Source organism: Hymenobacter psoromatis (assembly GCA_001596155.1).
Taxonomy (GTDB): Bacteria; Bacteroidota; Bacteroidia; order Cytophagales; family Hymenobacteraceae; genus Hymenobacter.
Genome location: CP014771.1, coordinates 2,772,695 through 2,798,719 on the forward strand (window position 1 = coordinate 2,772,695; position 26,025 = coordinate 2,798,719).

The following is a 26,025-nucleotide window of genomic DNA, read 5'->3' on the forward strand; positions in this document are numbered from 1 at the left end:
ACCAGGCGCGGGTGCAGCGCGTGTGGTAGGTGGGATGGGCCGCGTCGGCATAGTAGAGGACAGCCTCACCTCGCGCGAGGTGGGCTCGAGCACGGCCAGTTTCTGCAAAAAGTCTTCCTGCGCCCCCGCATTGGCCTGGCAGGGCACGGGCGTGGTAAGCTTGTAGGTAAAGCCCAGCCGGTGCAAGAGCTCCGTCAGACCAGAAACCGAATAGGCGACCCCGTATGTGGCGGCCACCCAGGCCTGAAACGCCTTTACCTCCGTGTAGAGCCGCGTATTGACCTCGTGGCAGAGGCCCGCGAGTTGGGCGCTGCGCAGCAGGCCCCAGTAGCCGGGCGCTCGTGGGCCAGATATTTGACTAGGCCCAGGTCGGTGAAGGCGCGCACGTAGCGATAGACTGTGGCCTTGTCCAAGCCCAAGTCGTCGGCAATATCGGACAACGGACGGCTCTTATCCACCAGCAGAATGACTGTCACTTTCACATAGCCCTCGTCGCGCCGTTATTTTTGCAACTGCCGCAGTTCGCGCCGTTCTACGTCTGTCAGGCTGAGCTTCATGCGGCAAGTTTAGCACTTTTTAACGACTACCTTCGCACCTCACTTCGTGACGAGTACATGCACTATTGGCATGTCTGGCGAGCATGATACAGGCGAAGACGACAAAATAGAGTTGCTGTAAGGTGTTGCTCAACCGCTCGTAATCGCGGGCCAGCCGTCGAAAACGACTGCACCAGGCAAAGCTGCGTTTGACCACCCAGCGGCGGGGCAGCAGCACGAAGCCGGTTTGCTCTTCAGGCTTGGTTATTACCTGTAAATCAATGTCGTGTACGGCCGCCTCATACTCTGGGTCTTCACCCGTGTAGCCCTGGTCGCCAAAGCCAACCTCCACCGTTTGGCCCGTGATTTCCTGTACCTGCTGGCAGCGTTCGCCCACCTGTGCCCGCTCCTGTTCGTTGGCCGGGGTGATGCCCACGCGCAGCAGATAGCCCAGCGTATCGACGGCAAGGTGGGCCTTGCTACCCTTGCGCCGCTTCGCCCCGTCATAGCCCGCCCGGTGCCCGCTTTCGGGGGTGCTTTGCAGCGTGCGCCCGTCGAAGATGACCGCCGTGGGCGTGGCCGCCCGGCCCAGCAGCACCCGTTGCAATTCATTCAAATCATGTACAATAGATTCAAACACGCGGGCATCGCGCCAGCGGGTCCACTACTGGTACACCGCCGACCAGGGCGGCAGGTCGTGGGGCAGGTAGCGCCACTGACAGCCGGTGTGGCCTAAGTAGCGCAAGCCGTTGAACAAGGCCCGCAGCGGATGTTCGCGCTGGGCGCGTCTTCGCACATCAGGCACAGGTAAGGGACCACAGAAGCCCATTCCTCATCCGAAACATCACTGGGGTAACTTCGCGTAAAGGTCATACCCCAAATTTAACCCCAAGTGCAGCCCCGGCTCTAAAGCCGGGGCTGTTTGGCCAGACGCACCAGCAGCTGCAGGCCGGCGGTGCTGCCCGCGGGCAGGGCCTGCACCAGCATAAGCCCATAAATAGGCTTGAGCTTGGGATTGGTATTGAGACGGATGGCCGTGGCATCGTACGTATGAAAGGCATACACCTGGCCGGCCACCAGCTTGTTGAGCAGCGTCACCGAGTTGTTGGCCACGAACTGCTGCTGGATACTCAGCGTGTCCTTGATGTTAGCAAAGGTGGCAGGGGTAAGGGACGTCAGGTTGAAGAGGGCGTTCTGACGCGGTGCCGTCCATCTTTTGTTCAGGATGACGCTAGGGTCCTTGGGAGTGGCCAGGCGAGCGGCATCGGTCAGCAGAATCAAATCGGTCTGCTCTTGCAGCACGGGGTTGGGCACCGTGCCGGTGAGCGCGTAAGCAGGGTACACGAGGCCCGATTTGAGGTCGATGAAGCGCCGGCCTCCCGAGCCGTAGGTGTTGTTGGAGGAGGGTAGGCGCAGGGTGTAGTCGTGGAATACTTGCGTGGAATCGGGGCGGCGCACCGCGAGCGTGAAGGAGCGCGCCGAGCTATTGCCGTCGGTATCGGTAGCCGTGAAGAGCCACGTTTCGGTGCCCGAGGTGGTGCGCGCGCCAAAAGTGGACGTGTACAGAAAGTTGCGGGGCGAGGTCGTGAGCGCCGAATCGAGGTAAACTACCTCCTGGTGGGTTGGCAGGCTGATGTAGCTGAACGTGGCCAGGTTGGTGGGGTAGGCGAAAGGCGCGGCCAGGGGCGAGTAGGTGACCGTAACGCGGAAATGGTTGAGCCGGTTGGCACTCGCGGTATCGGTGCTGGTAGCGGCGTAGAGGCGGGTCGAGAGCGTGTCGCCGGCGTTCACCGTTTTACTACCCGATGTGAAGCGGGACGAGCTGATGTAATACAGCTTGAGCGGGCTGTTGACTTTGGTGCAGGCTGCCAGCAGCAGCGACAAAGGCAAGGCAACAAGCAGCGGACGGATACACAGGCGAAAAAGCATAGGCAGCAGCAAAGGTCGGCAGGCCGGCGCGGACGCGCCCCTACCCCACCGCCTAACGCGCAACTACGCCAAGTTATTCCACGCCCCTAGGCACTTCGGCGCTTTCGCGCGCGAAGGCCGGCCGCGCTGCCCGCGGCCGGCCAACAACCTGCCTGAAAGCAAGTTGGCAAAAAAATCGACTATTTGGCTTTTACCCGGAGGAGCTTTTTGTTCAGCCAGTTCTCATACAGGTGCTTTTATCTTTAGCGCGTTATGGCGCTGGCCCCTACCCCCACCGTTTTTTTTGAGAATGTCGCCGGCCAGATACTGGTGCAGCCAGCGGGCTATTTATGCTCGAGCTGGAGCGCTAACCCGCGCACGCTTGCCGAAACGCAGGCCCTGCTGCTGCACCTGAGCCAGGGCCTGAAGCACTTTGGCTGGACCAAAGCATTAAGCAACCAAATGCAGATGCCGCCCTTCTCAACCGAGGAGCAGGCCTGGATAACCCAGGAATGGCTGCCGCACGCCGTGCACGACGCCGGCTACCACGTGGGCGCTATCATCCTGGCCGCCAACCTCTACGCGCGCCTGGCCACGGCCTTCGTCACCACCAACGTGCGGGGCCTGCCCGTCCGCTACCGCTCATTCGACGACGAGGCCGAGGCCACGGCGTGGCTGCTGCGCCAACGGTAAATGAGTAGGTGAAAATTAGAACGGTCATGCTGAGCTTGTCGAAGCATCTCTACCGCGCAAGTAATCCCAACGTTGGAATTACTTGCGCGGTAGAGATGCTTTGACAAGCTCAGCATGACCGTTTCGGTCTGCACTATTTACGCACTTACCATCGGGTAGTCGGTGTAGCCGTGCGCGCCCGGCACGTAGTAGGTATTCTTGTCGCTCTCGGCCAGCGGCACGTGCTGGGCAAAGCGCGCTACCAGGTCGGGGTTGGCGATGTAGAGCGTGCCGTAGGCCACGAGGTCGGCGTCGCCGTCGGCGATTACCTTATTGCCCTTTTCCTGGTCAAAGCCGGCGTTGATGATAAGCGTGCCTTTATACATGGGGCGGTAGTGCTTGGCGATGTGCGGCTCGGCAAACTTGTTCTGGCTCACATCAGTAAACGGCTCGGACAGATGCAGATACGCCAGGCCGTAGTCGTTGAGGCGCTGCACGATGTAGTCGAACGTGGGGATGGTTTCGGCGTCGAGCGTCATGCCAAACAGGCCGTCGAGCGAGGGGTTGAGGCGCGCGCCCACCTTGCCCAGGTCCACGCCGGCCGCCTTAATGGCATCCAGCACTTCGAAGAAAAGCCGCGCGCGGTTCTCGATAGAGCCGCCGTACTCATCGGTGCGATGGTTGCTGGTACCGTTGAAAAACTGGTGAAACAGGTAGCCGTTCGACGAGTGGATTTCCATGCCATCGAAGCCGGCTGCGAGCGCATTTTTGGCGGCCTGCGCGAAGTCGGCCACCGTTTGTTTGATTTGGGCCGTCGTCATGGCGACCGGCGCCACCGTGTCCTTCATGCCGGTGGGCGTGTACACCTGGGCATGCGGGTTGAGGGCCGAGGCCGATAGCGGCAGGTTGCCATCGAGCAGGTCGGGGTGCGATATGCGGCCCACGTGCCAGAGCTGCACGAAAATCTTGCCATCCAGCGCGTGCACGGCGCTGGTAACCTTTTGCCATCCAGCCACTTGCTCGGGCGTGTAGATGCCGGGCACGTTGATGTAGCCCACGGCCGCGCGGCTCACATACACGCCTTCCGTGATGATAAGGCCCGCCGTAGCGCGCTGCGAATAATACTCGACCATGAGGTCAGTGGGCGCGTGGGCGGCGTTGTCGGCGCGGCTGCGCGTCATGGGGGCCATCACGACGCGGTTTTTTAAGTTGAGCTTATCGGAGTGAAAAGCAGTCAGGAGCGGTTGCTCAGCCATTATAAGGAAAGAAAAAGTCGAAGACGAAGGCTGCCAATCGGGAAGCTGCTACAAAGCCTGTAGGTACACGTTTTGTTTATGCCATTGCGCCCATATTTTCCCTACCCCCCTCGCTACGAGCGAGTTGCCACCACCATACGCGGCCGACCAAACATATCGGCCACGCCCCGCACGGCCGCGTAGCCCTGGCCACGCAGCAGCGCCTGCGTCTCGCCCGAGAGCGCCTCGTTGATTTCCAGGTATAGCCCGCCGCCCGGCCGCAGCAGCAGTTGCCCCACCTCGCCCAGCCGGCGGTAGAAAAGCAGCGGGTCGTCGTCGAGCACGAAAAGGGCGGTGGCCGGCTCCCAGGCCAGCACGTTTTCGCGCATCAGCGGGCGCTCACTTTCGCGCACGTAGGGCGGATTGCTCACCAGGATGTCGAGGCTGCCGGGGGGTAGGCCGGTCGGCATTTCTTGCAGAATATCAACCCGTTGCAGCTCCACCAGCGGCGCGTAGCGGGCCGCATTTCGCCCGGCCACGGCCAGCGCTTCGGCCGAAATATCGACCGCCACCACCCGCGCTGGCTTGGCCAATTCCCGCGCCAGCGCAATGGCCAGGCAGCCGCTGCCCGTGCCCACGTCGAGCAGGCGCAGGCCCGGCTGCCCGGCGTGGGCGCGGGCAATGAGCTGCACCAGCTCCTCGGTTTCGGGCCGCGGGATGAGGGTAGCGGGCGTCACTTCCAACTCCAGGCCGGCAAAGTGGGCGGTGCCCAGCACGTACTGCACCGGCTCGTGGGCCAGTAAGCGGGCTTGCAGGGGGGGTAGGGCGGCGGCCAAGGCGGCGGGCACGGGCGCGGCGGCCTGCATGCGACGCTGCAAGGGCGAGAGGCTCAGCAGGTGCTCGGTCACCAGGGCGGCAATGGCCTGGGCTTCGGGCGCGGGATAGAGGGCTTGCAGGGCGGCAGTAAGCTCGGCGGTAAGTTGCTGGGTGGTCATGGGCGGGCAAAGATGGGGACGCGGGGGGTAGGGAAACTTCCATTTGGCGAATAGCTTTACGCTCCTAACCCGCCTTGCTACCCCCTCCTATGCCCGCGCCCGACGATTCGCTTTTTATGCGCCGCGCCCTCGACCTGGCGGCCCTGGGTCGGGGCTACACACGCCCTAACCCCTTGGTAGGCTGCGTAGTGGTCGGCCCCGAGGGCACCATCATCGGCGAGGGGTACCACCAGCAGTACGGCGGCCCGCATGCCGAAGTAAACGCCCTGGCCAGCGTGGCCGACCCGGAGTTGCTGCGCCACAGCCGCGTATTCGTGACTCTGGAGCCTTGCGCCCACCACGGCAAAACGCCGCCCTGCGCCGACCTGCTCATCGCCAAGGGCGTGCCCGAAGTGATAGTGTGCAACGACGACCCCAACCCGCTGGTGGCGGGCCAGGGCCTGGCCCGCCTGCGGGCGGCGGGCATCGGAGTAAGCACCGGCCTGCTCGCCGCCGAGGGCCGCCAGCTGAACAAGCGCTTCTTCACGGCCCAGGAAAAAAAGCGGCCCTACCTAGTGCTGAAATGGGCCGAGTCGGCCGATGGGTTTCTGGCCGGGCCGCACTTTCAGCAGGTGCAGCTGAGCGGGCCGCAGGCGCAGCTGCTTACGCACCAGTGGCGCACCGAGGAGGCGGCCATTCTGGTGGGCACGCGCACAGCCCTGCACGACAACCCTCGCCTCAACGCCCGCGAGTGGCCCGGCCCCCAGCCCACCCGCCTGGTTATCGACAAAAACCTGGCCCTACCCCCCAGCCACCACGTGCTCGACGGCTCGCAGCCCACCATCATCTACACCCACCGCGAGCGGGCCAGCCAGCTCAATCTTACCTACGTTACGCTGCCCTTTGCCCCGCCCGGCGCGCCGCCCGCGCCCGACCTGATGCCCGCCGTACTGGCCGACTTGCAGGCGCGCGGCATCGAATCGGTGCTGATTGAAGGCGGACCCACGGTCCTCACCGCATTGATTAACAGTAATATGTGGGATGAAATTCGGATTTTCCGCTGCCCCAGACGACTGGAGCGCGGCATCGCGGCCCCGCGCCTGGGCCTGCGCGGCTGGCACAGCCGCGAAAAGGTGGGCCCCGACGACCTGTTTACCTATTTGAATGAGTAATGGATAATAGGCAAGGGGTAATGTCGTTCAGAATTCTGAGCGACATTACCCCTTGCCTATTACCCATTACCAATTAAGCCTAGCGCCCGCCGAACAGGCCGCCGAGCAAGCCGCCCAGGCCGCTGCCCATGATGCCGCCGCCACCGGCGCTGGCCGGCTGCGAGTTGGATTGGCCACCCAGGCCGCCCAGCACCGACATAATGGAGCCCAGACCGCTACCGCCCATCGAACCCTGTTGCGGATACTGGCTGGTATTGACGTTGCTTTGGCCGCCGCCGCCGAGCACGCCGCTCAACAAGCCACCGCCGAGCAGGCCACCCAGCATGCCGCCCAGCGAGCCGCCGCCGCCGAGGCTGCCCATAGCTCCGCTCAGCAGGCCGCCCAGCGAGCCGCTCTGGCTCTGGGGCTGGCCACTGTTGTTGCTACCCCCGCCCATAACTTTAGAAATCACCATCGGGGCCACCACGCCCAGCAAGCCGGCCATCAGGGCACCTTTGGGAATGCCTACGTTGCTGAGCTTGTCGCCGATGCCGCTCAAAAAACCCTGCTTGTTAGGGTCCTGGGGGTCGTGCGGCACGCTGGCCGCCTGGTCCACCACGGTTTCCAGGGTTTGCTTTTGCTCGGGATTAACACCCAGGTAAGCCGCCATTTTATCTATCATCGCCTCTTCGTTGTTAGAGTACGAGCCGTCGGCACGGGCGAAGCTAATGAGGTCAGTAATAAGCGAAAACCGTAAGTCGCTACTTTTCAGCTGGTCTAGGTTTTGCTGAATGCTTTGGTTGGTAGAATCGCTGGCGGCCGCCAACACCTGCTGCGTATCGCTGGCCGAAAGGCCCGCCTGCTGCGTCAAATGCTGCAAAAATTCCATCTCAGTCGCTGAAGCCTGGCGGTCAGCCGTGCCTAGCGAAGCCATAGCACTTAAGTAAGCCGTTTTTTCGGCTTCCGAATAGTTTTGAAGGAGTTGGTTGTCCATGAGTGGGTAAAGATTGGGAAAGGTTTGGGGCGTAGCCAGTGGTCGGCCCGATTATCCCGTCTTAACGGGAACTTCTGGTTTACGTTGCCTCCGGCAGCCGGCACTTTTTCTCGAAAATTTTACCCCTGATTCCTAAAACGTTACTCCGGCGCTTGGGGGTTTTGCGCCCGGCCAGCCGCTTTTTCCAGCCGAAACATTTGGCTATTCCAAAAAGTCCTCCCATCTTTGCAATCCCAAACGGGAACAGCCCCACGGGAGATTAGCTCAGCTGGTTCAGAGCATCTGCCTTACAAGCAGAGGGTCACTGGTTCGAACCCAGTATCTCCCACGTTGATTAACAGCCACTTAGCTACGAAGCTAATTGGCTGTTTTGCTTTTGGTTTAAACGTTGGTTTAAACAAGTACCTTGCTCGTACTCACCGAGGCGATAGATTCCGGGAGGTTAGCTCAGTTGGTTTAGAGCGCTTGCTTCACACGCAAGAGGTCGAAGGTTCGAATCCTTTACTTCCCACCACGCAAAACAGCCACTTCGCTTCACGGCGGAGTGGCTGTTTTAATTTTCAATTACCCGGCGAATTACCTAGGGGTAGGCGCGTTCCGTGCCAGCGGGCCGCCCTAGTACCTTTGACCAGGGCTCGCGTCGGAACCTGCTTGCGCTACCTTTTATGCCCGAACTAACCTGGCTTGGCAAAGATGCCATTCGCCACCACCACCTGGAAGTGCCCTACCGGCCCTTCGTGCCCACGGCCTCTTTCACGGCCCCCGGCACGGCCCCCGATGCGCCCTGGCACCGCATTATTCACGGCGACAACCTGGACGCGCTCAAAAGCCTGCTGCCCGAGTTTGAGGGCCGCGTGAAGTGCATCTACATCGACCCGCCCTACAACACCGGCAATGAGCAGTGGGCCTACAACGACAACGTGAACGACCCGCGCCTACTAGCCTGGCTGGGCCGCACCGTGGGCAAGGAAGCCGAAGACCTCACCCGCCACGATAAATGGCTCTGCATGATGTACCCCCGGCTGCAATTGCTACACAAGCTGCTCAGCGAGGACGGGGCCATTTTTATCTCCATCGATGATAATGAGGTGGGGAATCTGCGCTGCGTGATGGACGAGATTTTTGGGACGACTAACTTCGTAGATACCGTTGTCTGGCAGAAAAACTACGCGCCTAAGAACTCAGCAAAGCATTTCAGCGGCGACCACGAGTATATCCTTGTGTATGCCCGCAACGGTGAAGTGTGGCGGCCCAATATGATGCCCCGCAAAGCCGAACAACTCAACCGTTACAAGAACCCTGACAAAGACCCGCGAGGCCCTTGGAAAGCTGGAGATTTATCAGCCCGTAACTTTTATAGCTTAGGTACTTACTCTATAACAACTCCTAGTGGGCGCTTCGTAGATGGACCACCTAAAGGCAACTACTGGCGTTATGCAGAAGAAAAGTTCTGGGACTTACATGCCGACAAGCGTATTTGGTGGGGAAAGGATGGCACCGCCGCGCCTTCTGTTAAGCGTTTTTTATCAGAAGTGCAACAGGGAGTAGTGCCCCAAACCTTATGGACTTACGGCGAAGTTGGGCACACACAGGACGCTAAAAAGGAAGTCAATAAAATTCTGCATGATGTTGAAACCTTTGCCACACCTAAACCCAGCACTCTAATTGAGCGAATTTTAGAACTCGCCACCGACTTCGATAGCATCATTCTCGATAGCTTCGCCGGTTCCGGCACCACGCTGCACGCCGTGGCCAAGCTCAACGCCCGCGACGGGGGCCGCCGCCGCTGCCTGCTGATAGAGGTAGAAGACTACGCCGACACGCTGACCGCCGAACGGGCGCGGCGGGTGCTGGCCGGCTACGGCGCGGTGCCCGGCCTGGGCGGGCGCTTCGAGTTTGGCGAGTTGGGCGGGCCGCTGTTCGACGCGACCACCGGCCTGCTCGACCCGGCCGCCCCGCTGCCGGCCCTGCGCCAGTACGTGTGGTGGCAGGAAACCGGCACCCAGCTACCCCCGGCCCCGGCCGCGCCGCCCGACCACCCCGCCTACCTCGGCACCGCCGCCGATGGGGCACGCATTTACTTCGACTACCACCCGGCCCGGTCCAGTGCCCTCACCACCGACTGGCTGGGCGGCCTCACCGTGCCCGCCCCGCGCTTCGTGGTGTACGCCGATAGCTGCGAAGTCAATGCCGACTGGCTGGCGCGGCATAACGTGGTGTATAAGAAAATTCCCCGCGACTTGGCCCGCCTTTAACGCTATGCAGCTCAAACCCTACCAACAAGCGGTGCTAGCCGACGTAGCCCGCTACGTGGCCCTGCTCGACGGGGGCCAGCAAACCCCGGCGGCCGCCTTCGCCGCCTTCTGGCAAACGCACCCCGTCTGGCCCCTCGATGTGGCCGCCGCCACCAACGCCCAGCCGGTGCGGCCCTACCAAACCAGCGCCGCGCTGGCCCGCACCCCCCAAATCACGGTGAAGGTGCCCACCGGGGGCGGCAAAACCTACCTGGCCTGCCACGCGCTGGGCACCCTGCTGGCCGATGCCCCGGCCGGTACGCCCCGGCTGGTGGTGTGGCTGGTGCCTTCGCTGGTTATCCTGGCCCAAACCCTGCGCGACCTGCGCAACCCGGCCCACCCCTACCGGCAGGCGCTAAACGCAGCCTTCGGCGGCCGGGTGGAGGTGATTGACAAGGACGAGCTGGCCCAGGGCCGGGGCCTGCTGGCCGCCGCCCGCGGCGAGCAGCTGACCGTGGCCGTGCTCAGCCTGAACACCCTGCGCACCACCGACCCCGACAACCGCAAAGCCTACGACGAAAATTCGGCGCACCTGCCGTTCGTAGCGGCCTTCGCGGGCCACCTGCCCGCGCCCATTGCCCGCCCCGATGGCACTCCCACCGACCCCACGGCCACCATGAACGTGCTGCGCGCCCTGGCCCCCGTAGTAGTGGCCGACGAAAGCCACCACGCCAAAACCACGCTCAGCGAAAAGATGCTGGTGGCCCTGGCCCCCCGCTTCGTGCTGGAACTCACGGCTACCCCCCGCCCGGCTTCCAACCTGCTAAGCCTGGTAAGCGCCCAGGCCCTGAAACTGGAGCATATGGTGAAGCTGCCGGTAGTGGTGCAAAACCTGCACCGCAAAGAGGACGTGCTGAACGCCGCCGTACTCTGGCAAGCCCGACTAGAGAAGCTGGCGCGGGCGGCGGCCCGCACCCAGGGCACGTACCCGGTGCGGCCCATCGTGCTGCTGCAAGCCGAATCGCGCACCAACGCCAGCAGCGAGAACTTCGACAAGGTGAAGGCCGCCCTGCTGAAGATGGGCGTGCCCGAAGCCCAGATTAAAATAAAGACTGCCGACCGCGACGAGCTGAAAGGCATAGACCTACTGGCCGCCGCCTGCCCGGTGCGCTACATTATCACGGTGAACGCGCTGGCCGAGGGCTGGGACTGTTCCTTCGCCTACATCCTGGCTTCGCTGGCCAACCGCAACAGCGCGGTGCAGGTAGAGCAGCTGCTGGGCCGGGTGTTGCGCCAGCCCCACGCCACCCCGCACCCTGAGCGCCTGCTGAATTGCAGCTACGTACTCACGGCCTCCGACCAGTTCAGCAAGACGCTCGATAACATCGTGCAGGGCCTGGAACTAGCCGGCTACACCGCTGCCGACTGCCGGGCGGTAGCGGCCCCCGACCTGGACGACGCGCCCGCCACCCCGGCAAGCAAGGGCGAACAAGGCCGGCTTGATTTTCCCACGCCCGCCCCCGCGCCTACCACTGCCGATGATTTTGACTTGCTACGCCTGGTGCCGGTATCAGACTTGCCCGACGAGGCAACGCCCCTACCCCCCGGCCCGGCCGCTACCCCGGTAGAAACTCCCGAAACCACGGCGGCCGCCCAAACCGTAGCTGCTATGGAGGCCACAGCAACAGCGGCGGCGCTGGCTGCCGAAGCCATTGCCGCTACCGCCATTTCAGACCCTAGCACCGACCCTAGCCCCGTGGCCTCCCAAGCTCATACCCACCCAATGCGGGACACCGTGCGCATGGCTGCTGCCAGCCTGCGCCTGCCCGAATTTGTAGTGCCCGGCCCCGGTGGCCTGTTTAGGCAAGAAATGCCGCTCAGCAAAGAGCACCTGCTTAAAGGTTTCCGCCTCGACCAGCAGCGCACCGACCTCAACTTTGCCCAACTGCCCGAAGCCCTGCGGGTAGTGGACTTGGAAGAACGGGCCGACCACTCCTACACGCCTACCGTGCGCAAGGCTGATGCACAACTGCGGGAGCCGCTACTGGCCTACTTCCGTGGCACCTCGCCCGCCAGCCAGCGCCAGGCCGTGGTATCGGAGCTAACGAAGCTGCTGAGCCGCCCCCTGCGCCCTATTGCCGAAGGCGACCTGCGTATTTACCTCGACCGCCTGCTGGCCCCGTTCGACCCCGAACAGCTTCGCGATGCCTTCGACCAGCCAGGCCGCTACGCCGCCGTAGTGCGGGCGGCTATTGAGGGCTTCACCGAAGAATACGCCGTAGCAACTTTTAACCGCCAACTAGATACCGGCACCTTACGCACGGCGGCCAGCTATGCCCTGCCCACCCGCCGCGTGGCACTGCATCCGGCCCTGCCGCTCACTCGCTCGCTCTATGAGCGCGAAGAAGATGGCAACGGTCTGGAACGCGCCATGATGCAACTGCTGGATGATGCCGATAATGTGGTATTCTGGACCCGCAACCCCTCCACCGCACCGGCTGGGTTTCGCCTCAACGGCCCCATTGCCAACCACTACCCCGACTTCATAGCCCAAACGGCCAGCGGTAAAATTCTGCTTATCGAAACGAAAGGTGACGACCGCGACAACTCGGATAGCGCCTATAAGCGCCGGCTAGGGGCCGCCTGGGCTAGTGCCGCCGGCCCCGGCTACAAGTATTACATGGTATTTGACCAGCAGACGGTAGCAGGTGCGCAACGCCGGGGTACGTTTGCTCAACTGTTAGCCGAATTGTAAAACACCTGCTAACGCTTATGTCCTAATGCCCGGCACCGTCCCTGCTCGCGTCCTTCTCTATCCAGCATTACGCACTACCTAAATCCGCCCGACATTACGCAGCGAAAAATGCCGCCGTGCAGCAGTTCAGCCACTAGTCCCCCGCCGAGCGCTTCATTGACCTTGAATGCGCCTCCCATACTACCGCTAAGTGGAAGCTGAAAATACACATAGAGGATAACTTGCTGGCTACGTAGGAATTAATGATGGCATTTTTTAATAGTAATTCGCGTTTGTATTGACAAAAGTTAACTCTTTTTGGCAAGAATCGCCGTACTTTGCGGCCCGATTCACGTATACACACCCGTTCCTGGCCCCCTCTTTTCAACGCTCTCTCCCTTTTTTACATGGTACACAACCCTTCCCCTCAAGCCGCCTTCGACCTGAATCGGGTGAAGGCTGAACTACAAAGCTCTGCCTACCAGAAGCGAGTTGCTGAGGCCAAGCGCGACGTAAAATCGTTGCAAGACAAGGCAATCATTGACCGCAGCCGCCTCAACGTTCCGGTATCGTTCTAGCGGCTCTTTGCTCTATATTTCCAACGGCGTTCCTATTTTGGAGCGCCGTTTTTGTTTTTTCTTATGCCCCTGCCCACCGACCCGCCCATTGCCATTGAACCCAGGTTGCTACCCTACTCCGAAGCTGCCTTAGCCGAAGTGCTGGAAAACAAGTGGGTAGATGCCGCTACCATCTCCCAACGCCAGCAGTTTATCTTTCTGAAAGAGTACCTGGGACCAAGCCGCGACGGGCTAAACGCGCAAACTATCCTGGTCGAATCTCCCTACGTCAGCCAATCGTACCTGACTGATTACGCCAACTACTACGCGCACTGCTTCGCGCCCTATGAGCGGTATTGCAAGCGGGTCCACTTCTTCGCCCTGTCTTTCACGCAAGATGAACTGCTGGCGGCCCTGCCTAACGAAGGCCACGCTATTTGGGCGGCTTACCTGGGCTATGTCGTGGTGAAGCCGCTGCCCGCACCCATTGGGGCTACCTTGCTCCGCCCCTATACGGCTGGTAACCAAAACCAGCGGCGCTACCCGGTGCGGCGGCCCTACCCCGTTAATCTACTGGGACGTAAGCTGACAATCGAAACGCTTATTTTCCAGCAGCAGGATACCAACGTGAGCGCCTGCGCCACCACCGCCCTGTGGATGGCCTTCCACAAAACGGCCTTCCTGTTTCAAACCAGGCTGCCGTCGCCGTACCACATCACCGAATCGGCGGGCAACCTGTTTCATAACAACGGCCGCAACTTCCCTAACCGGGGCCTCGACACTTACCAGATTCTGAACGCCATTGAATCGGTGGGCTTGGTATCGGAATACCGCAACTACACCGTGCCAACCACCGAAGCGGTTGCATCAGGCGAAGCTACCCGGCAGCTTCAACAAGCAAAGGCGTTCATTTACGCCTACTTACGCATGGGTCTACCCGTGCTGCTCTTTATTGAATTTGTGGGCGGCGGACACCTGATAACCGCCACCGGCTACCGCGAGCCGCAGCCCGACCACCTATACGCCGGTAGTACAGCCCTGCTCTCGGATGGCATTGAGCGAATGTACGTGCATGATGACGGTATCGGCCCGTACTCGCGCTTAGGATTCAACGATGGCGAAGGGCACTTGGAAACCTCCTGGCCGCTAAACGGTGATTGGAACCAGCGCGAGCCGGCGGCCCTGACTGCCGTAGCCGTTCCAATAGTACCTGACGTTCGCATTCAGTACGAGCAGGTTTACGAGCAAGCCGCCGTATTCAATCAACTGTTAATCGTGCTCTGTCAAGGCATATTTCCCGACGAGCAGTTGCCGCTGGTGTGGGATATTTATTTATCATACAGCAACGAATACAAGGCCGACCAGCTACGAAGCCTACCCGGTAGCCTGGCCCAAGCTCAACGTATCGCGTCGCGCCTGCTACCAAAGTACGTTTGGGTTGCCAGCGTGCGACGGGCGGGTAGCCTACTCCTGGAAATGATATTTGATGCTACCGACTTGCATACCGGCTTCTATTGTCTGCTCACCAGCGCCTACGGGCCGTTGCGCACCGTTCTGGATACCGCCCTCCGGCAAGTAGGCTTCCAGCAGCTTCTGCGTAGTAGACACGAATTTGATGCCCGCTACCTACCGCTGTTGTTGAATGATTTAGACCTGCCCGAATTGAAATAGAAACCGATTATTGCTGAAAAATTCATTGATAGCCGTTTGTCATTGTCATGAATCCCCTGGTGGATTACTTGTTTCACGAGTGGGGAGTAACCACGCCCGCACAATTGCCCGCCACCATTTGCGGCTAGGATGGCCTGGCCAATTCAAAATAGGGTGCCCGCAGTATCCACTTCATGCCCTTTGCTTGCTCGACCTAGCTACCTACTGACTGGCCGAAATTCAGATGTCCCCCGCGCCCGCATTAGCCCGCCACCTGGCAGCAGAAAAAAGTCGTCTCCTGGTACACGCCCGTACCTACTCACCAAATAGCCCCCCACCCAATGGGCTTCCCATGCTGATTCAGGCCAAACCGGGTGGGGTCTATTTGACCTACCCCGGCCGGGACGAAATTTCTAACAGCGTGGCTGGACTGCCGCACTTGGTTTCTATGGCTGTCACGCCTTGGAACAAGGAGTAAGAACCTAACTGTTTTCACTACCAATCTCCTCTCTTAAACCAGTCTCTCAATGCGCCCGCCCGCCGACTTAACCGGCCTCGCCAGCGCCGTAGTAGCTCCGGCCGCCCTACGTCAGCTCGCCCAAAGGTCCCATGTGCCTGCTGCTCTGCTGCAAGTATTATTGAGTATTTATCTTTTTCGTTGTAGTCAGCCAAATAATATACTTACTACCCCCCAGCTAAGCGAACTTCACCTCCTGAGCCTACCTCTGCTTCGGGGCTACATTCGGCAGTTAGAAGCAGGCGGCTACGTGCGGCGCGAATCCTTTTTCCGGCGCGGCCCCCGGCTGTTGGGCCTCACGACTCCTGGCCACGTATTGGCTAGCCAGTGTGCTGCTCACATTTGCCGGGCCGCTCAACTCTTTTTAGATGGCGAAGCAGTGGGAACGGCCCCAGCCAGCACAAAGGCTCGCAGTTCAGGCCGCACCCGCACGTAGGGCAAAGGGTCGAACAGGGAGCACTCGCGCACGGTCTTTTGTACGGCTCGGCGCGTGTTGTGGCGCGGGTTGCTGGCCGCATTCCGGCATTTTTTAGCCGCCCGCCCATACCGCGCTTCGCTGCAATACTGCGCCCCCGCTGCCTGCCCTGAGATGTCGCGCCCGCATGTCTGGCAGCGGCGCACATCGGGCACGGGCGGGGTAGCCGGTTCTACCCCTATAGACAAGCTGTTAAAACCGGGACGGTTTGGCCGGGCGGGGGCGGGCGGGCAGTTAGTTAAAACCGGGATGGTTTGCGGGTGGGCTTTGAGCAGGTGCGGCAGGCAAGGAGCGGCCGTGCGTAGGTGCTCCCATCCGGCGGCCAGGCCAGCGGCGGCGGCTGGGGCCAGTAAGTCGGGCGCATACTGAGTGAGTAGCTCACGGTAGCGTTGGCGCTGCTTGCGTAGGCTCTCCGGGTGCTCTTTGCGTAGTGCCTGCCAGTAGTTAGGATGGCTGCCCGCCGTGAGCAACTGCCGCACGGGCTTGGATAAGCCGGCCGGTATGGAGGCCGCCGCGAATAGTACCTGGTCTAGTGCCTCGATGAGCATCGCGCCCAGGGCGGCCAACTTAGCGGGGTCAGTCAGGTCAGCCAGCGTGGCTACTCCGGCCCCGCTCAGCCATTCGGTGCGCCGGGTTTTCAACTCCACGCGCAACAGGGGCGCGGTGGCGGGATGGTGGTAGGCCGCTAGGTGGCGCTGCTTGTCGTATAGCTTCAAGTGGTACTGCTGGGCGGTGGCCTCCAGGAAATAGCCTTGGCCGCCGAAGTGGCTCAGGTCGAAGGGCAGCGTTTTGTAGAGCACGGCCCGGCGCAGTAGTTGGGTGGCCGGCGCGGGTAGCGGCACGTTCAGCCCAAACTCCAGTGCCCGCAGCCGGGCTTGCTCAGGGCGAAACTTGAACGAGTAGGCTAGTTCGGCAATGGTAGCGGCCACGGCCCACGCCGGAAACGGGCCGCCATTGTGCTGCCCGTGCCGGAGCTTATGCAGACTACCCTCGAAAGTGGCCCGCCCGCTGGGGTAGATGGTAAACAACAGGTTGCGGAAGGTGGCCTCGCTCCGTGGCGCGCACTCGCCTGTTTTCAGGTTAACCGGCGTGTAGAAGGTCAGGTCTGGGTGCGTCGTCCAGCCCCGGCCCACTTCCGGGGGCACTTCCACCTTCACAAAGTCAATCATCGGCCCGCTACTTGGTGGCTGTTGCTTCACCCCGCTGCCCGGCTGCTACCCACGCCAGCAACTCAGCTCGGTTGAAGTAGAGCTTATTACCGCGCTTGCTGTGCGGAATGCCCCGCGCCGATACCAAGGCGTACAAGCGCGGCTTGCTCAGGCGGGTTATCTGCTGCGCCAGTTCAATGCCGCCCACCTCGGGGGCGGGCGCGGCGGCCGTGGTGCGAAGGCAGTTTAAGGTATCCAACATCAATGCTTCCAGGTTGCTCAACCGGGCATTGATAGTTTCAAAAGGGTTGTTCATTGCTCCATCAGTTAGTTTGATGGGCAAATTTTTCAACCGCTAGGTGGCCTAAACCGGTTTAACCCGGTTACTATTTTCTAGCTTGTAATGTTTTCAGTTCACTTTCTGCTTGCTCTCGGGCTGTGCCACTAAGAAGCGCAACAACCCTTGCTATATCTTTAATCATATCCGACAGAGCCTTACCCTCTAATCTAATACGGTTAGTGGTATGGTGGGCTAGCGCATTGTAATATTGCATTAGTTTCTGGCCACTTGTTCGGCTGGAATAGCCAGCCTTAGCGGCGGCCTTAACTGCTTCGGTACTATCGAGGACCCGGCCCTCGTAGATGTGTAATAAGGCTACCTGGCGTAAGCTGAGCTTATCAGTGACTACTGGCATTTTATACCCCTCATACTCATCCAGCAAAACGCGAAAATGCAAGGCCCGCGCTAAACTTTGGCTAGTAGTACGGGGCGCGTTTGCTAGGGGGCGGGGGTCGAACTCAAATAACAGCTTGGACAGCCAAGTATTACCGGCTCGTGCGTCGCGCAGCATACGCACGAAAGGATGAAGTTCTTGCGACAATTCGGATAAGCGCTCCGCTAAATATAGCCTTTTGTCTGAGGCGCGGTCAAGGTGCCGTGCGTGTCGTTGGGCAAGCACTGCCGTTTCGTTCTCAAAAAATAGGGTGAACGTATTTCGCACCATACGAAGCCTCCGCAGTACATAAAGCCTGCTTACCAAACGTTGAGCCAAGCGGTCTGCCCGCACAGATTTTTCTCCATCAAAACGTGGTAAAAACTTCCCTTTCGTTCTTAGATTCAGCCTCTGAACCCGGTCAGGTCGAGATATTTCAATGGCCCGTTTATAGTAGAAATCCTCACAACTACTATAATACCAACGCCTGAAGCTATCGAGAGTAAGCCCGTTTATTTCGTTGGCAATCTCCCGTACAACGCCCGTGTAGTCAGCTATTGCATTGTAATAATCAGCGGTTTTCATAACCAGTCAGGTTTGGGCTACAACAATCCCTCAAAGGCCGAATCAACCAACTCCGAAGCGAAGGAATCCAGGTACACGGCCGTAACGGCTTCCGACTTGTGGCCCATCGCTTGCGCGATAATTGCCGTTTGGGTGCCGGCCTGTTTCAGCGTGGTGGCGAAGGTGTGACGGGCCACGTAGGTAGTGAGGGGGGTAGCAATGCCAGCCAGCTCGCCCAGCTCTTTCAAGTCCTTGTTGACTTGCCCCAGCATCTTGTGCAGGCGGTTTTGCACCTTGTGCGGGGTGCCGTGGCGGGCCTCATCGAGCATCGGAAACACGTAGCTGCTGGCCGTGGCGTAGGTCAGGGGCCGGTAGGCGGCCAGGATAGCGGCGGCCGGGGCCAGCAGCCGTAACGAGAACTTGCCGCCCGTCTTTTGGCGCACGTAGTGCAGGCGTTCGGGGTGGCCGGTGTCGGGTGCTTCGCCGCTCAGGTCGCGCCAACGCAGCTGAGCCAAGTCCACGAAATTGATACCGCCGCCGTAGAACGAGAACAGAAACACGGCCTTCGCCAGCCGTAGCCGGTCGCTGGCTGGCTCTAACGCTTCCAGCCGCCGCAGCTCGTCGCGGCCCACGGCGCGCTTAGCAGTACTCACGTCAAATTTGCCCACCTGAAACTTGTACTTCTCGGCCACGGTGCGGGCGAAGGGGTAGGCGTTGGCCCGCAACAGGCCGCCCGCGATAGCTTGATTGAGCACGGCCCGTAGGGTACGGAACCGATTGGATAGCGTGTTGTCGCTGGCCCCAGTGGCGCGTAGCGTTTGCTCCCATTCTTGGCAGAAAGGCCCCGTTACTCGGTCAAGAGGCACGTCGTAGCTAATGAGCCAGGCGGCGCGGGCCTGCTGAGTGCCCCGGCCGCTAGGCGGTGTAGGCGCGCCGGCCTCGGCCGCCAGGAACTTCGCCAACTGGTTGCCTAAGTCGCGGTACACAATTGCATTGCCTGACTGCCCGGTTTTAGTGTAGCCCGCACTTAGCTCGTCGCAGTAAGCAATGAGCTTCACCCGGCGCTGGGCTTTGCGGCCCTCAATGGCTTTGGCAGCCACGGCGGGCGCGTCGTGCTGTTCGTCGGCTTCGGCCAGCGCGTCGGCCGCGCCGCTATACTTGACCTCCCACTCGATTAACTTTTTCAGTAGCTTGTCGCGGTCTGGTTCGGGGTAGCTTTTGCGAACCTCTTTCTTGTCTGCGTTCCAGTATTTCGGCTGCAAGCTCAGGCCGGTAGACAAATACTTTAGCTTACGGTCTTTCGTAATCCGCACCATGAACGGATGCGACCCATCGGCCAGGGTTTTGTGGATGTAGTAAACGACCTTGACCGTTGCCTTACCCTCTTTGTGTTCCGTAGTTGCCATTTGCTCGCCCTAATGCTGGTTTAAACGCTGGTTTAAACAAATGTAATAGAAAGTGCGGTAACGACAATAAGCCGCAATAGGCTTAGAGTGCTGAAAACGGCCTTTTTTCTACCGTTAAGGGCTATTAGCAATTATCGATAAGGATAGGTCCTCGGCCTTACAAGCAGAGGGTCACTGGTTCGAACCCAGTATCTCCCACGTTGAGTAACACCCACTTAGCTACGAAGCTAATTGGGTGTTTTGCTTTTGGCTTAAACATTGATTTAAACAAGTGCCTTGCTTGTACTCACCGAGGCGATAAATTTTGGGAGGTTAGCTCAGTTGGTTTAGAGCGCTTGCTTCACACGCAAGAGGTCGAAGGTTCGAATCCTTTACCTCCCACCACTTAAAACAGCCACTTCGCTTCACGGCGAAGTGGCTGTTTTGCTTTTCAATTACCCGACGAATTACCCAGGGGTAGGCGCGTTCCGGGCCAGCGGGCCGCCCTAGTACTTTTGGCCGGGGCTCACGTCGGAATCTGCTTGCGCTACCTTTTATGCCCGAACTAATCTGGCTTGGCGAAGAGGCCATTCGTCACCACCACCTGGAGGTGCCTTACCGGCCCTTCGTGCCTACGGCCATCTTTGAGACCCCGGCACGGCCGCCGATTCGCCCTGGCACCGCATCATGCGCGGCGACAAGCTGGACGCGCTCAAAAGTCTGCTGCCCGAATTTAAGGGCCGCATGAAGTGCCTCTATATTGACCCGCCCTACAATACCGGCAACGAGCAGTGGGCCTACAACGACAACGTGAACGACCCGCGCCTGCTGGCCTGGCTGGGCCGCACCGTGGGCAAGGAAGCTGAAAACCTCACCCGCCACGATAACCGGCTCTGCATAGCTACCCCTATTTACCACCGTTTTTCAGGAGGTTCCACCGGGGTTTTGGCGGCTTGATAGGTTGAAGCTAGCGCGCAGAGCCGCCGCTGGTCCTGGCAATCGGCCGGCTTGCCGACGCGCCAGACGAACGGCGGCAAACGTCCGAAACTTCGCATCTTTGGCCCCGGTTAGGACGGCTGGAATACCAGTTGTGGGTCGGCCGCGCGTTATGGGCCACCGGGGACCTTTTTTCTATGGCTAAATTCGATGATGCGGCCCTTGACGCGCGCCTGACGCAACTGCGCCAGACCGATGCGGCGGCGTTTATCGAACAGCTATTCAAGACCTTTTATGCGCCCCTGGGCGGCCTGGTGTACCGCGTGGTGCCCGACCGAGCGGCGGTGGAGGACATTGTGCAGGACGTGTTTTTGCGGGTGTGGCAGGGGCTGGCCACGCTGCCGGCCATCGACTCGCACCGCGCTTACCTCACGCGCATGGCCCTCAATGCGGCCCTGCGCTACCAGCAGCGCGCCCAGCGCCAGGTAGCCTGGGACGATGCGCCCCCCAATACCGCCCCGCAGGCCCCCGACGCGCTGGCCGAGCTGCACGCCAGCGAAACGGCCGCAGCTATAGCCGCCGCCCTCAACCACTTACCCCCGCAGTGCCGCCTAGTGTTTGAGCTGAGCCGCTACGAGGAGCTGAGCTACCAGCAGATAGCGGAGTCGCTGGACATCTCGCCCAAAACCGTGGAGAACCAGATGGGCAAGGCGCTGCGCATTATGCGCCGCGAGCTCGCCGGCGTGCTCAAAAACCTGTATGGGCTGCTGCTGTGGCTGGCGGCGTGGCGGCTGCTGGGGCCGCTACCCCCCGGCGGCGCGCCGGTGGCGGCCGGCCACGCGCCCAGCAACTATTTTTGGACTTTGCGTAGGGGTAGCGCGCCCGCTCGGTATCCTATGAGTAGCCCTGCCACCACTTTGTGCCGTCCGCTTCGATGATGCCATTTTACCCTGACCCTGCCGACGCCCCCTGGGCCCTGCTTGCGCGCCACCTGGCCACCCAGGCCACGGCCGACGAGCGGCGGGCGCTGCGCGAGTGGGTGCGGGCCGACCCTACCCACCTGCAAATCCTGACCACCGTGACCCGCGCCTGGGAGCGGGCGGGCGAGGCGCAGGCAGGGTCCGTACTCTTCACGCCCGCCGAGGTGGAGGCGGCCTGGCAACGGTTTCGGCCGCTGCTGGCTGGGCCGGTGCCGGTGGCTGCCCCGGCCCCTACCCCCGCGCCCGCGCCGGTAGTGCGCCCACTGTGGCCGGTGCGGGCGGCGGTGCGCTGGCAGCTGGCGGCCGGGCTGGCGCTGCTGGTGGGCGCGGCGTATGCCCTCACGGAGCGCTTTGTGGTGCGGCACCCCGTGCCCACGGTGGCCTACGTGAGCGGACCCGGCCGCCGCGTGGTGCACCTGCCCGATGGCAGCACGGTGTGGCTCAATGCCCGCTCGCGGCTGCGCTACACCGGCCTGGGGGCCGGGGCCAGCCACGGCACGCGCGCCGTGTCGCTCACGGGCGAGGCATTTTTTGAGGTAGTGCCTAACCTTGACCGGCCGTTTCTGGTGAGCACCGCCACGGCGCGGATGCGGGTCACGGGCACGGCCTTCAACGTGCGGGCCTTCGCCGCCGAAGACTCGGTGGTGGTGAGCGTGACGCGCGGCCAGGTGTGGCTGCTGCACCCTGCGGCGGCCGACAGCGTGCTGCTGGCCGCTGGCACCCGCGCCGCCCTGCACGCGGCCGATGCCCCCGGCCGCGTGGCCACCGCGCTGCGCTGCGCCCCCCTCACCGACTATAATTTCCGGGCCTGGCAAACCGATACGCTGCGCTTTCAGGATGTGGCGGTGGCGCGGGTGGCGCGGGCCTTGCAGGCCACTTTTGGCACCACCGTGCGCATAGCCAGCGCCGGGCTGGCGCGCTGCCGCTTCACGGGCACGTTTGCGCGGCCGCAGCCGGCACAGGTGCTGGCCGTGCTGGCGGCGGCCACCGCCAGCCGCCTCAGCGCCGATGGCGGCGGCTACGTGCTGACCGGGCCGGGCTGCGCCGCGCCAGCCGATTCCGTCACTATGAAAGCTGCCTTGTGAGCCGGCGGCCGAAAAACCGGCTGGCGCGCCGCTGGGCCGGCGTGCTGCTGCTGGCCAGCTTGTTGGCCGGGGGCCAGTGGGCGGCGGGCCAGGCCCTACCCCCGGTGCTGCGGCGCACGGTGGCCCCCACGCCCGGCAACCGGCCGCTGGGCGCGGTGCTGGCCGAGCTGTCGCGCCAAAGCGGGCTGCCTTTCAGCTACAGCAGTTCGCTCGTGCCCACGGCGGCGCGCTGCGCGCTGCGGCCCGGCCCGGCCCGGCCGTTGGGCGAGGTGCTGCGCGAAGTGCTGGGGGCCCGGCATCTCACCTACGGCCTGCTCGACGGCCAACTGGTGCTCTGGCCCGACCACGTAGCCGCACCTCCTAACGCATTGGCCGTGAATGGCTATGCCACGCCGCCGGGCCAGCCTGCCGGCAGCCCGCTGGTTCCCGAGGCTTCTGCTTCAGCGGCAGTTTCCCGCACTGCTGCTCCTCTTTTGCGGCCCCTGGCGGCGGCCGCGCGCGCTGGCGTTGCGGCCAGCGCGGCCCGGCCGGCTGGCAATTCGCGCTACTTAGCCTCAGGCCCTAAAAAAGCCCTGGCGGCGCGCGCCCTACCCCCCGCCACCGGCACCAACCCGAGCGGCCGACTGGCCGGTCGGCCCGGCACCGCTCGCGCTGCCCCGCAGGCAACCACGGAGCTGCTAGCCAAAGCTGCGCACGGCAAAGCTGGCCACCTACCCACGCGGGCCGGGACGACTGGTGCTGAGTCGTTGGCTACGGCGGGGCGCGCGCGGCCGGCATCGTCCGCGCTTGCCAGCCGAGGCCAGGGCCCGCGCCTTGCCCCGAGCCCCGCCGGCCGCCGCACTGCGGCGGGGGCGGCGGCCACGGTGAGCCCGGCCGCGTCGCTGGCCCGGCTGCCGATGCGCCCGGTGCCGCTCGCGACGCTGGCGCTGGTTGGCGCTCCCACTCTCTTGTCGGCCGGGCCCGCGCCAGCTGCCGCAGGCAGGCCCGCGGGAAACAAGCCGCCGCGCACGGCGGGCTATTTTCTGCGTCGGGCTTATTTGCACGGCGAGGTGTGGGGCAGCGAAAGCCTACCCCTCAGCGCGGCCGCGAAGCTGGGCACGCAGCGGATTTATCTGATGCTGGGGGCGGCCACCGGGCCGTTTGGGCGGGGCGGGCTGGTGGGGGGGGTAGGCCTGGGCACGGCCGGCGCGGCGCGGGGCCGCTTCACGCCCAGCCTCGATGTCATTTACTGGTTTTTGGCCGGCGACCGCGACGACGACGACGTATCCCACGCCGCCCTGGCGCAGCTGCGGCCGGCCCTGGCCTGGCAGCTGCGCCAGGGCGGGCCAATACAGCTGTTTGGCGGCCCCACGCTCAACCTGGCCACGGCCCGCCACAACGGCAGCCGCCGCTGGAGCTTCGGCCAGGACCAGTGGCTGTGGGCGAGTGATACGGATGACCAGACCATCACCCGGCTCTGGCCCGGCGTGCAGGTCGGCCTGCGCTTTTGATAGTGCCGCCCGGTTAGGCTGCTGCCAGCCCTAAACAACGGATTGGAAGAGCAGGAGATGAGCTGTAAAAAACTAGCATGGAGCTACTTACCAAAGCCACTGCGCCCCCGCGCGGCCCGCGGCGACGGACCCGGTCGGGGGCACGCTCCAGCCGGCCAGGTCGCGGATGAGCTCCTCCAGCGTAGTGGCCGACAGGCTGGCTTCGAGGCCCGCCAGCATTAGCTGCGGCTCGGATAGGCGGCGCTTGCGGGCCGATAATTGGTCAAGGTCGGGCAGGACCAGGAACCGGGACACCGGGCTGCCCAGCGGGCGGTAGTCGGAGGAATAAGGGGTAGCCATAACCGTGGGTTGCTTGAGCGGGGGGGGGTAGGGCGGGGCACCGCACGGGCGGTAGCAGTAGTAAGAGGCGGCCGCCGCCGCCTACCCCTACGCACCTGACCTATAATTTTTAATTAATTGACTATCAGCAATAAACTACCCTACCCATCACGTAGCAAAGAATGAAAACGAACGTCATTCCGAGCTTGCCGAGGAATCTCGCCCGTAGCCGTTCGTGCCTCGTTCCACGACGCGGGCGAGATTCCTCAGCAAGCTCGGAATGACGTTCGTTTTCGCCCCTGGCTCCCTAGAAACTATAATTTCAGACTTAGGGCATGACGAAGCCCAGGTCCACAGTCACGATGTTGGCCGCGAGGCCGGTGGTTTGCCAGTAGTGGCCGTAGCGTAAATCCAGTGATTTGAACTTGGCAACCCTACCCCCAAAGGGCGTTTTGAAGCGCCCCAGGCCGTAGAGCGGGGCGTAGCGGAAACCCAGGCCCACCTTTTGGGCCGTGAAGGCCGACAGGTCGTAGTCGGAGGTATAATATTCATCCGTAACCGAGTGGGCCAGGTAGGGCGCGAAGTAGGTCGCGGCCGTCTGGGTATGGTAGCGGTAGAAGGGATAGAGCGCGAAAAACGGCGACACTTTCACCGGCGCTTCCAGCTCGAAGGTGTGCGCCCGGATGCCGAAATTATCGTTGTAGAAGCGGTAAAAACCCCGGATTTGCACCAGGTCGGTGGCGTAGTAGTTCAGGCGCAGGCCCACGGGATACTTGTTGCGCAGGCGGGGCAGCAGCTCGGTTTTGGCGGTGCCCAGGGTGCCGGGCGTGCCCAGCGTGGGGCTGCTATCATAGAAATAAACCCGGTGAAACGGCGTGCTCAGCAGTCCGCGCTGGCTCACGAGTTCGGTGCTCACGGCCAGCTGCAGGCGCTGGTTGATAACCTGCGAATACACGATAGTCAGGTTGTAGCTCTGGCGGTTATCGAAGCCCGAGCCGTGGGCCTGGTTGCCCTTGCCGGTGGTGCCGGTGCGCAGCTCTACGGGCAAAATCAGCGTCACCTGGTCCAGGTACACCTGCCCGGCCACGCTCAGCTCGCGGTTGCCGTTGCGCGAGCCGTGAGTCCAGGAGCCGGCCAGGTTAAACGACTGGTAGTCATATTCTTTGGAAGCCCCGCCGCCCACGCCCACAATGGTGCGCTTGTCCTTCAGGGTGCGGTTATAGCCCAGGTCGATGTGGTAGCGCGTGTCGTTGGACGAGGGCGAGGATATTACCTGGTCGATGCGGTCGGTCGAAGCCGAGGCGTAGTGGTCGAAGCCTACATTGGCCGTGAAGCGAGCCACCGAATCGAGCGGCAAGTTCAGGATAATAGTGGGCGCCACGTCGGTAAGGTGCTGCGTGCCAATGCCGCCCTCCACGGCCCCGTGGTTGCCATTTTGCTGGTAGTAGCTGGTGATGAAGTCCACGTCGGTTTCCCCCACCGACACCCGCTCGTGGTTGGCCACCGAGGCCGAGGCTGGAATGCCCGAGCCGTCGAGGCGGTTGGGATTGGGGACGCCCTGGGCCAGGGTGGCCAGCGGGGCAAAAAGGAGAAGACCGAAAAGTATATTTTTCACTAACGCGTAAATTAGGTAAGTAGCCGGAATTAAACAGCAGGCAGAAAGGCCGTATTAGCCTGATAATCAAGTAAAAAACGCAAATTTTATTACTTTTTGCTTACTACTTATAAATGAATTAAAAATTCAGGACTGCGCCCTGCGGCAGCACTTG

At 61.9% G+C, this 26,025-nt stretch carries 19 protein-coding genes, 3 tRNA genes and 1 pseudogene; 12 read left to right on the top strand and 11 right to left on the bottom strand.

Going from position 1 to position 26,025, the window contains the following annotated elements; all coding sequences use genetic code 11:
* Positions 1-576 precede the first annotated feature (576 nt).
* Positions 577-1,409: pseudogene (locus tag A0257_11660) on the bottom strand (transposase).
* Between the two features lie 33 nt (positions 1,410-1,442).
* Positions 1,443-2,420, bottom strand: coding sequence for a hypothetical protein (locus A0257_11665; protein AMR27689.1), 978 nt, complete (start codon positions 2,418-2,420; stop codon positions 1,443-1,445).
* A gap of 297 nt (positions 2,421-2,717) precedes the next feature.
* Between A0257_11665 and A0257_11670 the strand changes: the two genes are divergently transcribed.
* Positions 2,718-3,137 carry a hypothetical protein gene (locus A0257_11670; GenBank protein ID AMR27690.1) on the top strand — a complete coding sequence of 140 codons (420 nt, stop codon included), beginning with the start codon at positions 2,718-2,720 and terminating at the stop codon, positions 3,135-3,137.
* A 137-nt stretch (positions 3,138-3,274) separates the two neighbouring features.
* Here the strand turns inward: A0257_11670 and A0257_11675 are convergent, their stop codons facing one another.
* Together A0257_11675 and A0257_11680 are read right to left on the bottom strand one after the other, a co-directional pair.
* Positions 3,275-4,372 (bottom strand): alkene reductase, encoded by a 1,098-nt coding sequence (locus A0257_11675; GenBank protein AMR27691.1) that lies wholly within the window; start codon positions 4,370-4,372, stop codon positions 3,275-3,277.
* A 113-nt stretch (positions 4,373-4,485) separates the two neighbouring features.
* The gene (locus tag A0257_11680) at positions 4,486-5,346 is read right to left on the bottom strand and encodes a hypothetical protein (protein ID AMR27692.1); all 861 of its coding nucleotides are present in this window, start codon (positions 5,344-5,346) and stop codon (positions 4,486-4,488) included.
* An 89-nt stretch (positions 5,347-5,435) separates the two neighbouring features.
* Between A0257_11680 and A0257_11685 the strand changes: the two genes are divergently transcribed.
* On the top strand, positions 5,436-6,497 hold the full coding sequence (locus A0257_11685; protein ID AMR27693.1) for a bifunctional diaminohydroxyphosphoribosylaminopyrimidine deaminase/5-amino-6-(5-phosphoribosylamino)uracil reductase: 1,062 nt from the start codon (positions 5,436-5,438) through the stop codon (positions 6,495-6,497).
* A gap of 79 nt (positions 6,498-6,576) precedes the next feature.
* Here the strand turns inward: A0257_11685 and A0257_11690 are convergent, their stop codons facing one another.
* Complete coding sequence (locus A0257_11690; protein ID AMR27694.1) at positions 6,577-7,470, bottom strand: hypothetical protein; 894 nt, start codon at positions 7,468-7,470, stop codon at positions 6,577-6,579.
* 253 nt (positions 7,471-7,723) lie between these two features.
* Between A0257_11690 and A0257_11695 the strand changes: the two genes are divergently transcribed.
* The 5 genes from A0257_11695 (at position 7,724) to A0257_11715 (ending at position 14,666) form a co-directional block, all read left to right on the top strand.
* Positions 7,724-7,798: transfer RNA gene (locus A0257_11695), tRNA-Val, on the top strand.
* A gap of 108 nt (positions 7,799-7,906) precedes the next feature.
* Positions 7,907-7,984 (top strand) — tRNA-Val (locus A0257_11700).
* Positions 7,985-8,135: 151 nt separating this feature from the next.
* Positions 8,136-9,725, top strand: a complete 1,590-nt coding sequence (locus A0257_11705) for a type III restriction endonuclease subunit M (protein AMR27695.1) — start codon at positions 8,136-8,138, stop codon at positions 9,723-9,725.
* A gap of 4 nt (positions 9,726-9,729) precedes the next feature.
* The gene (locus A0257_11710; GenBank protein AMR27696.1) at positions 9,730-12,459 is read left to right on the top strand and encodes a hypothetical protein; all 2,730 of its coding nucleotides are present in this window, start codon (positions 9,730-9,732) and stop codon (positions 12,457-12,459) included.
* A gap of 620 nt (positions 12,460-13,079) precedes the next feature.
* The gene (locus A0257_11715; protein AMR27697.1) at positions 13,080-14,666 is read left to right on the top strand and encodes a hypothetical protein; all 1,587 of its coding nucleotides are present in this window, start codon (positions 13,080-13,082) and stop codon (positions 14,664-14,666) included.
* Positions 14,667-15,516: 850 nt separating this feature from the next.
* Here A0257_11715 and A0257_11720 read toward each other — a convergent pair.
* The 4 genes from A0257_11720 to A0257_11735 all read right to left on the bottom strand — a co-directional run bounded on the left by A0257_11720 (position 15,517) and on the right by A0257_11735 (position 19,468).
* Positions 15,517-16,794, bottom strand: a complete 1,278-nt coding sequence (locus tag A0257_11720) for a hypothetical protein (GenBank protein AMR27698.1) — start codon at positions 16,792-16,794, stop codon at positions 15,517-15,519.
* Between the two features lie 19 nt (positions 16,795-16,813).
* Positions 16,814-17,101, bottom strand: a complete 288-nt coding sequence (locus tag A0257_11725; protein ID AMR27699.1) for a hypothetical protein — start codon at positions 17,099-17,101, stop codon at positions 16,814-16,816.
* A gap of 70 nt (positions 17,102-17,171) precedes the next feature.
* The gene (locus A0257_11730) at positions 17,172-17,789 is read right to left on the bottom strand and encodes a hypothetical protein (protein AMR27700.1); all 618 of its coding nucleotides are present in this window, start codon (positions 17,787-17,789) and stop codon (positions 17,172-17,174) included.
* A 311-nt stretch (positions 17,790-18,100) separates the two neighbouring features.
* Entirely contained in the window at positions 18,101-19,468 is a 1,368-nt protein-coding gene (locus tag A0257_11735; GenBank protein ID AMR27701.1) for a hypothetical protein, read from the bottom strand.
* A 306-nt stretch (positions 19,469-19,774) separates the two neighbouring features.
* Between A0257_11735 and A0257_11740 the strand changes: the two genes are divergently transcribed.
* The 5 genes from A0257_11740 to A0257_11760 all read left to right on the top strand — a co-directional run bounded on the left by A0257_11740 (position 19,775) and on the right by A0257_11760 (position 23,938).
* Positions 19,775-19,852, top strand: a tRNA-Val gene (locus A0257_11740).
* A gap of 282 nt (positions 19,853-20,134) precedes the next feature.
* Positions 20,135-20,404 (top strand): hypothetical protein, encoded by a 270-nt coding sequence (locus A0257_11745; protein ID AMR27702.1) that lies wholly within the window; start codon positions 20,135-20,137, stop codon positions 20,402-20,404.
* 176 nt (positions 20,405-20,580) lie between these two features.
* On the top strand, positions 20,581-21,321 hold the full coding sequence (locus A0257_11750; protein ID AMR27703.1) for a hypothetical protein: 741 nt from the start codon (positions 20,581-20,583) through the stop codon (positions 21,319-21,321).
* A complete protein-coding gene (locus tag A0257_11755; GenBank protein ID AMR27704.1) occupies positions 21,318-22,448 on the top strand; it encodes a hypothetical protein in 1,131 nt (376 codons plus the stop codon). Before A0257_11750 ends, A0257_11755 begins: the two co-directional genes overlap by 4 nt.
* On the top strand, positions 22,445-23,938 hold the full coding sequence (locus A0257_11760) for a hypothetical protein (protein AMR27705.1): 1,494 nt from the start codon (positions 22,445-22,447) through the stop codon (positions 23,936-23,938). The genes A0257_11755 and A0257_11760 overlap by 4 nt, the downstream gene beginning before the upstream one ends.
* Positions 23,939-24,025: 87 nt before the next feature.
* On the opposite strand, the gene A0257_11765 is transcribed toward A0257_11760, so the two are convergent.
* Together A0257_11765 and A0257_11770 are read right to left on the bottom strand one after the other, a co-directional pair.
* Positions 24,026-24,277: a hypothetical protein gene (locus A0257_11765; GenBank protein ID AMR27706.1), complete on the bottom strand. Its 252-nt coding sequence runs from the start codon at positions 24,275-24,277 to the stop codon at positions 24,026-24,028.
* A gap of 307 nt (positions 24,278-24,584) precedes the next feature.
* Positions 24,585-25,871: a hypothetical protein gene (locus A0257_11770; GenBank protein ID AMR27707.1), complete on the bottom strand. Its 1,287-nt coding sequence runs from the start codon at positions 25,869-25,871 to the stop codon at positions 24,585-24,587.
* Positions 25,872-26,025 lie beyond the last annotated feature (154 nt).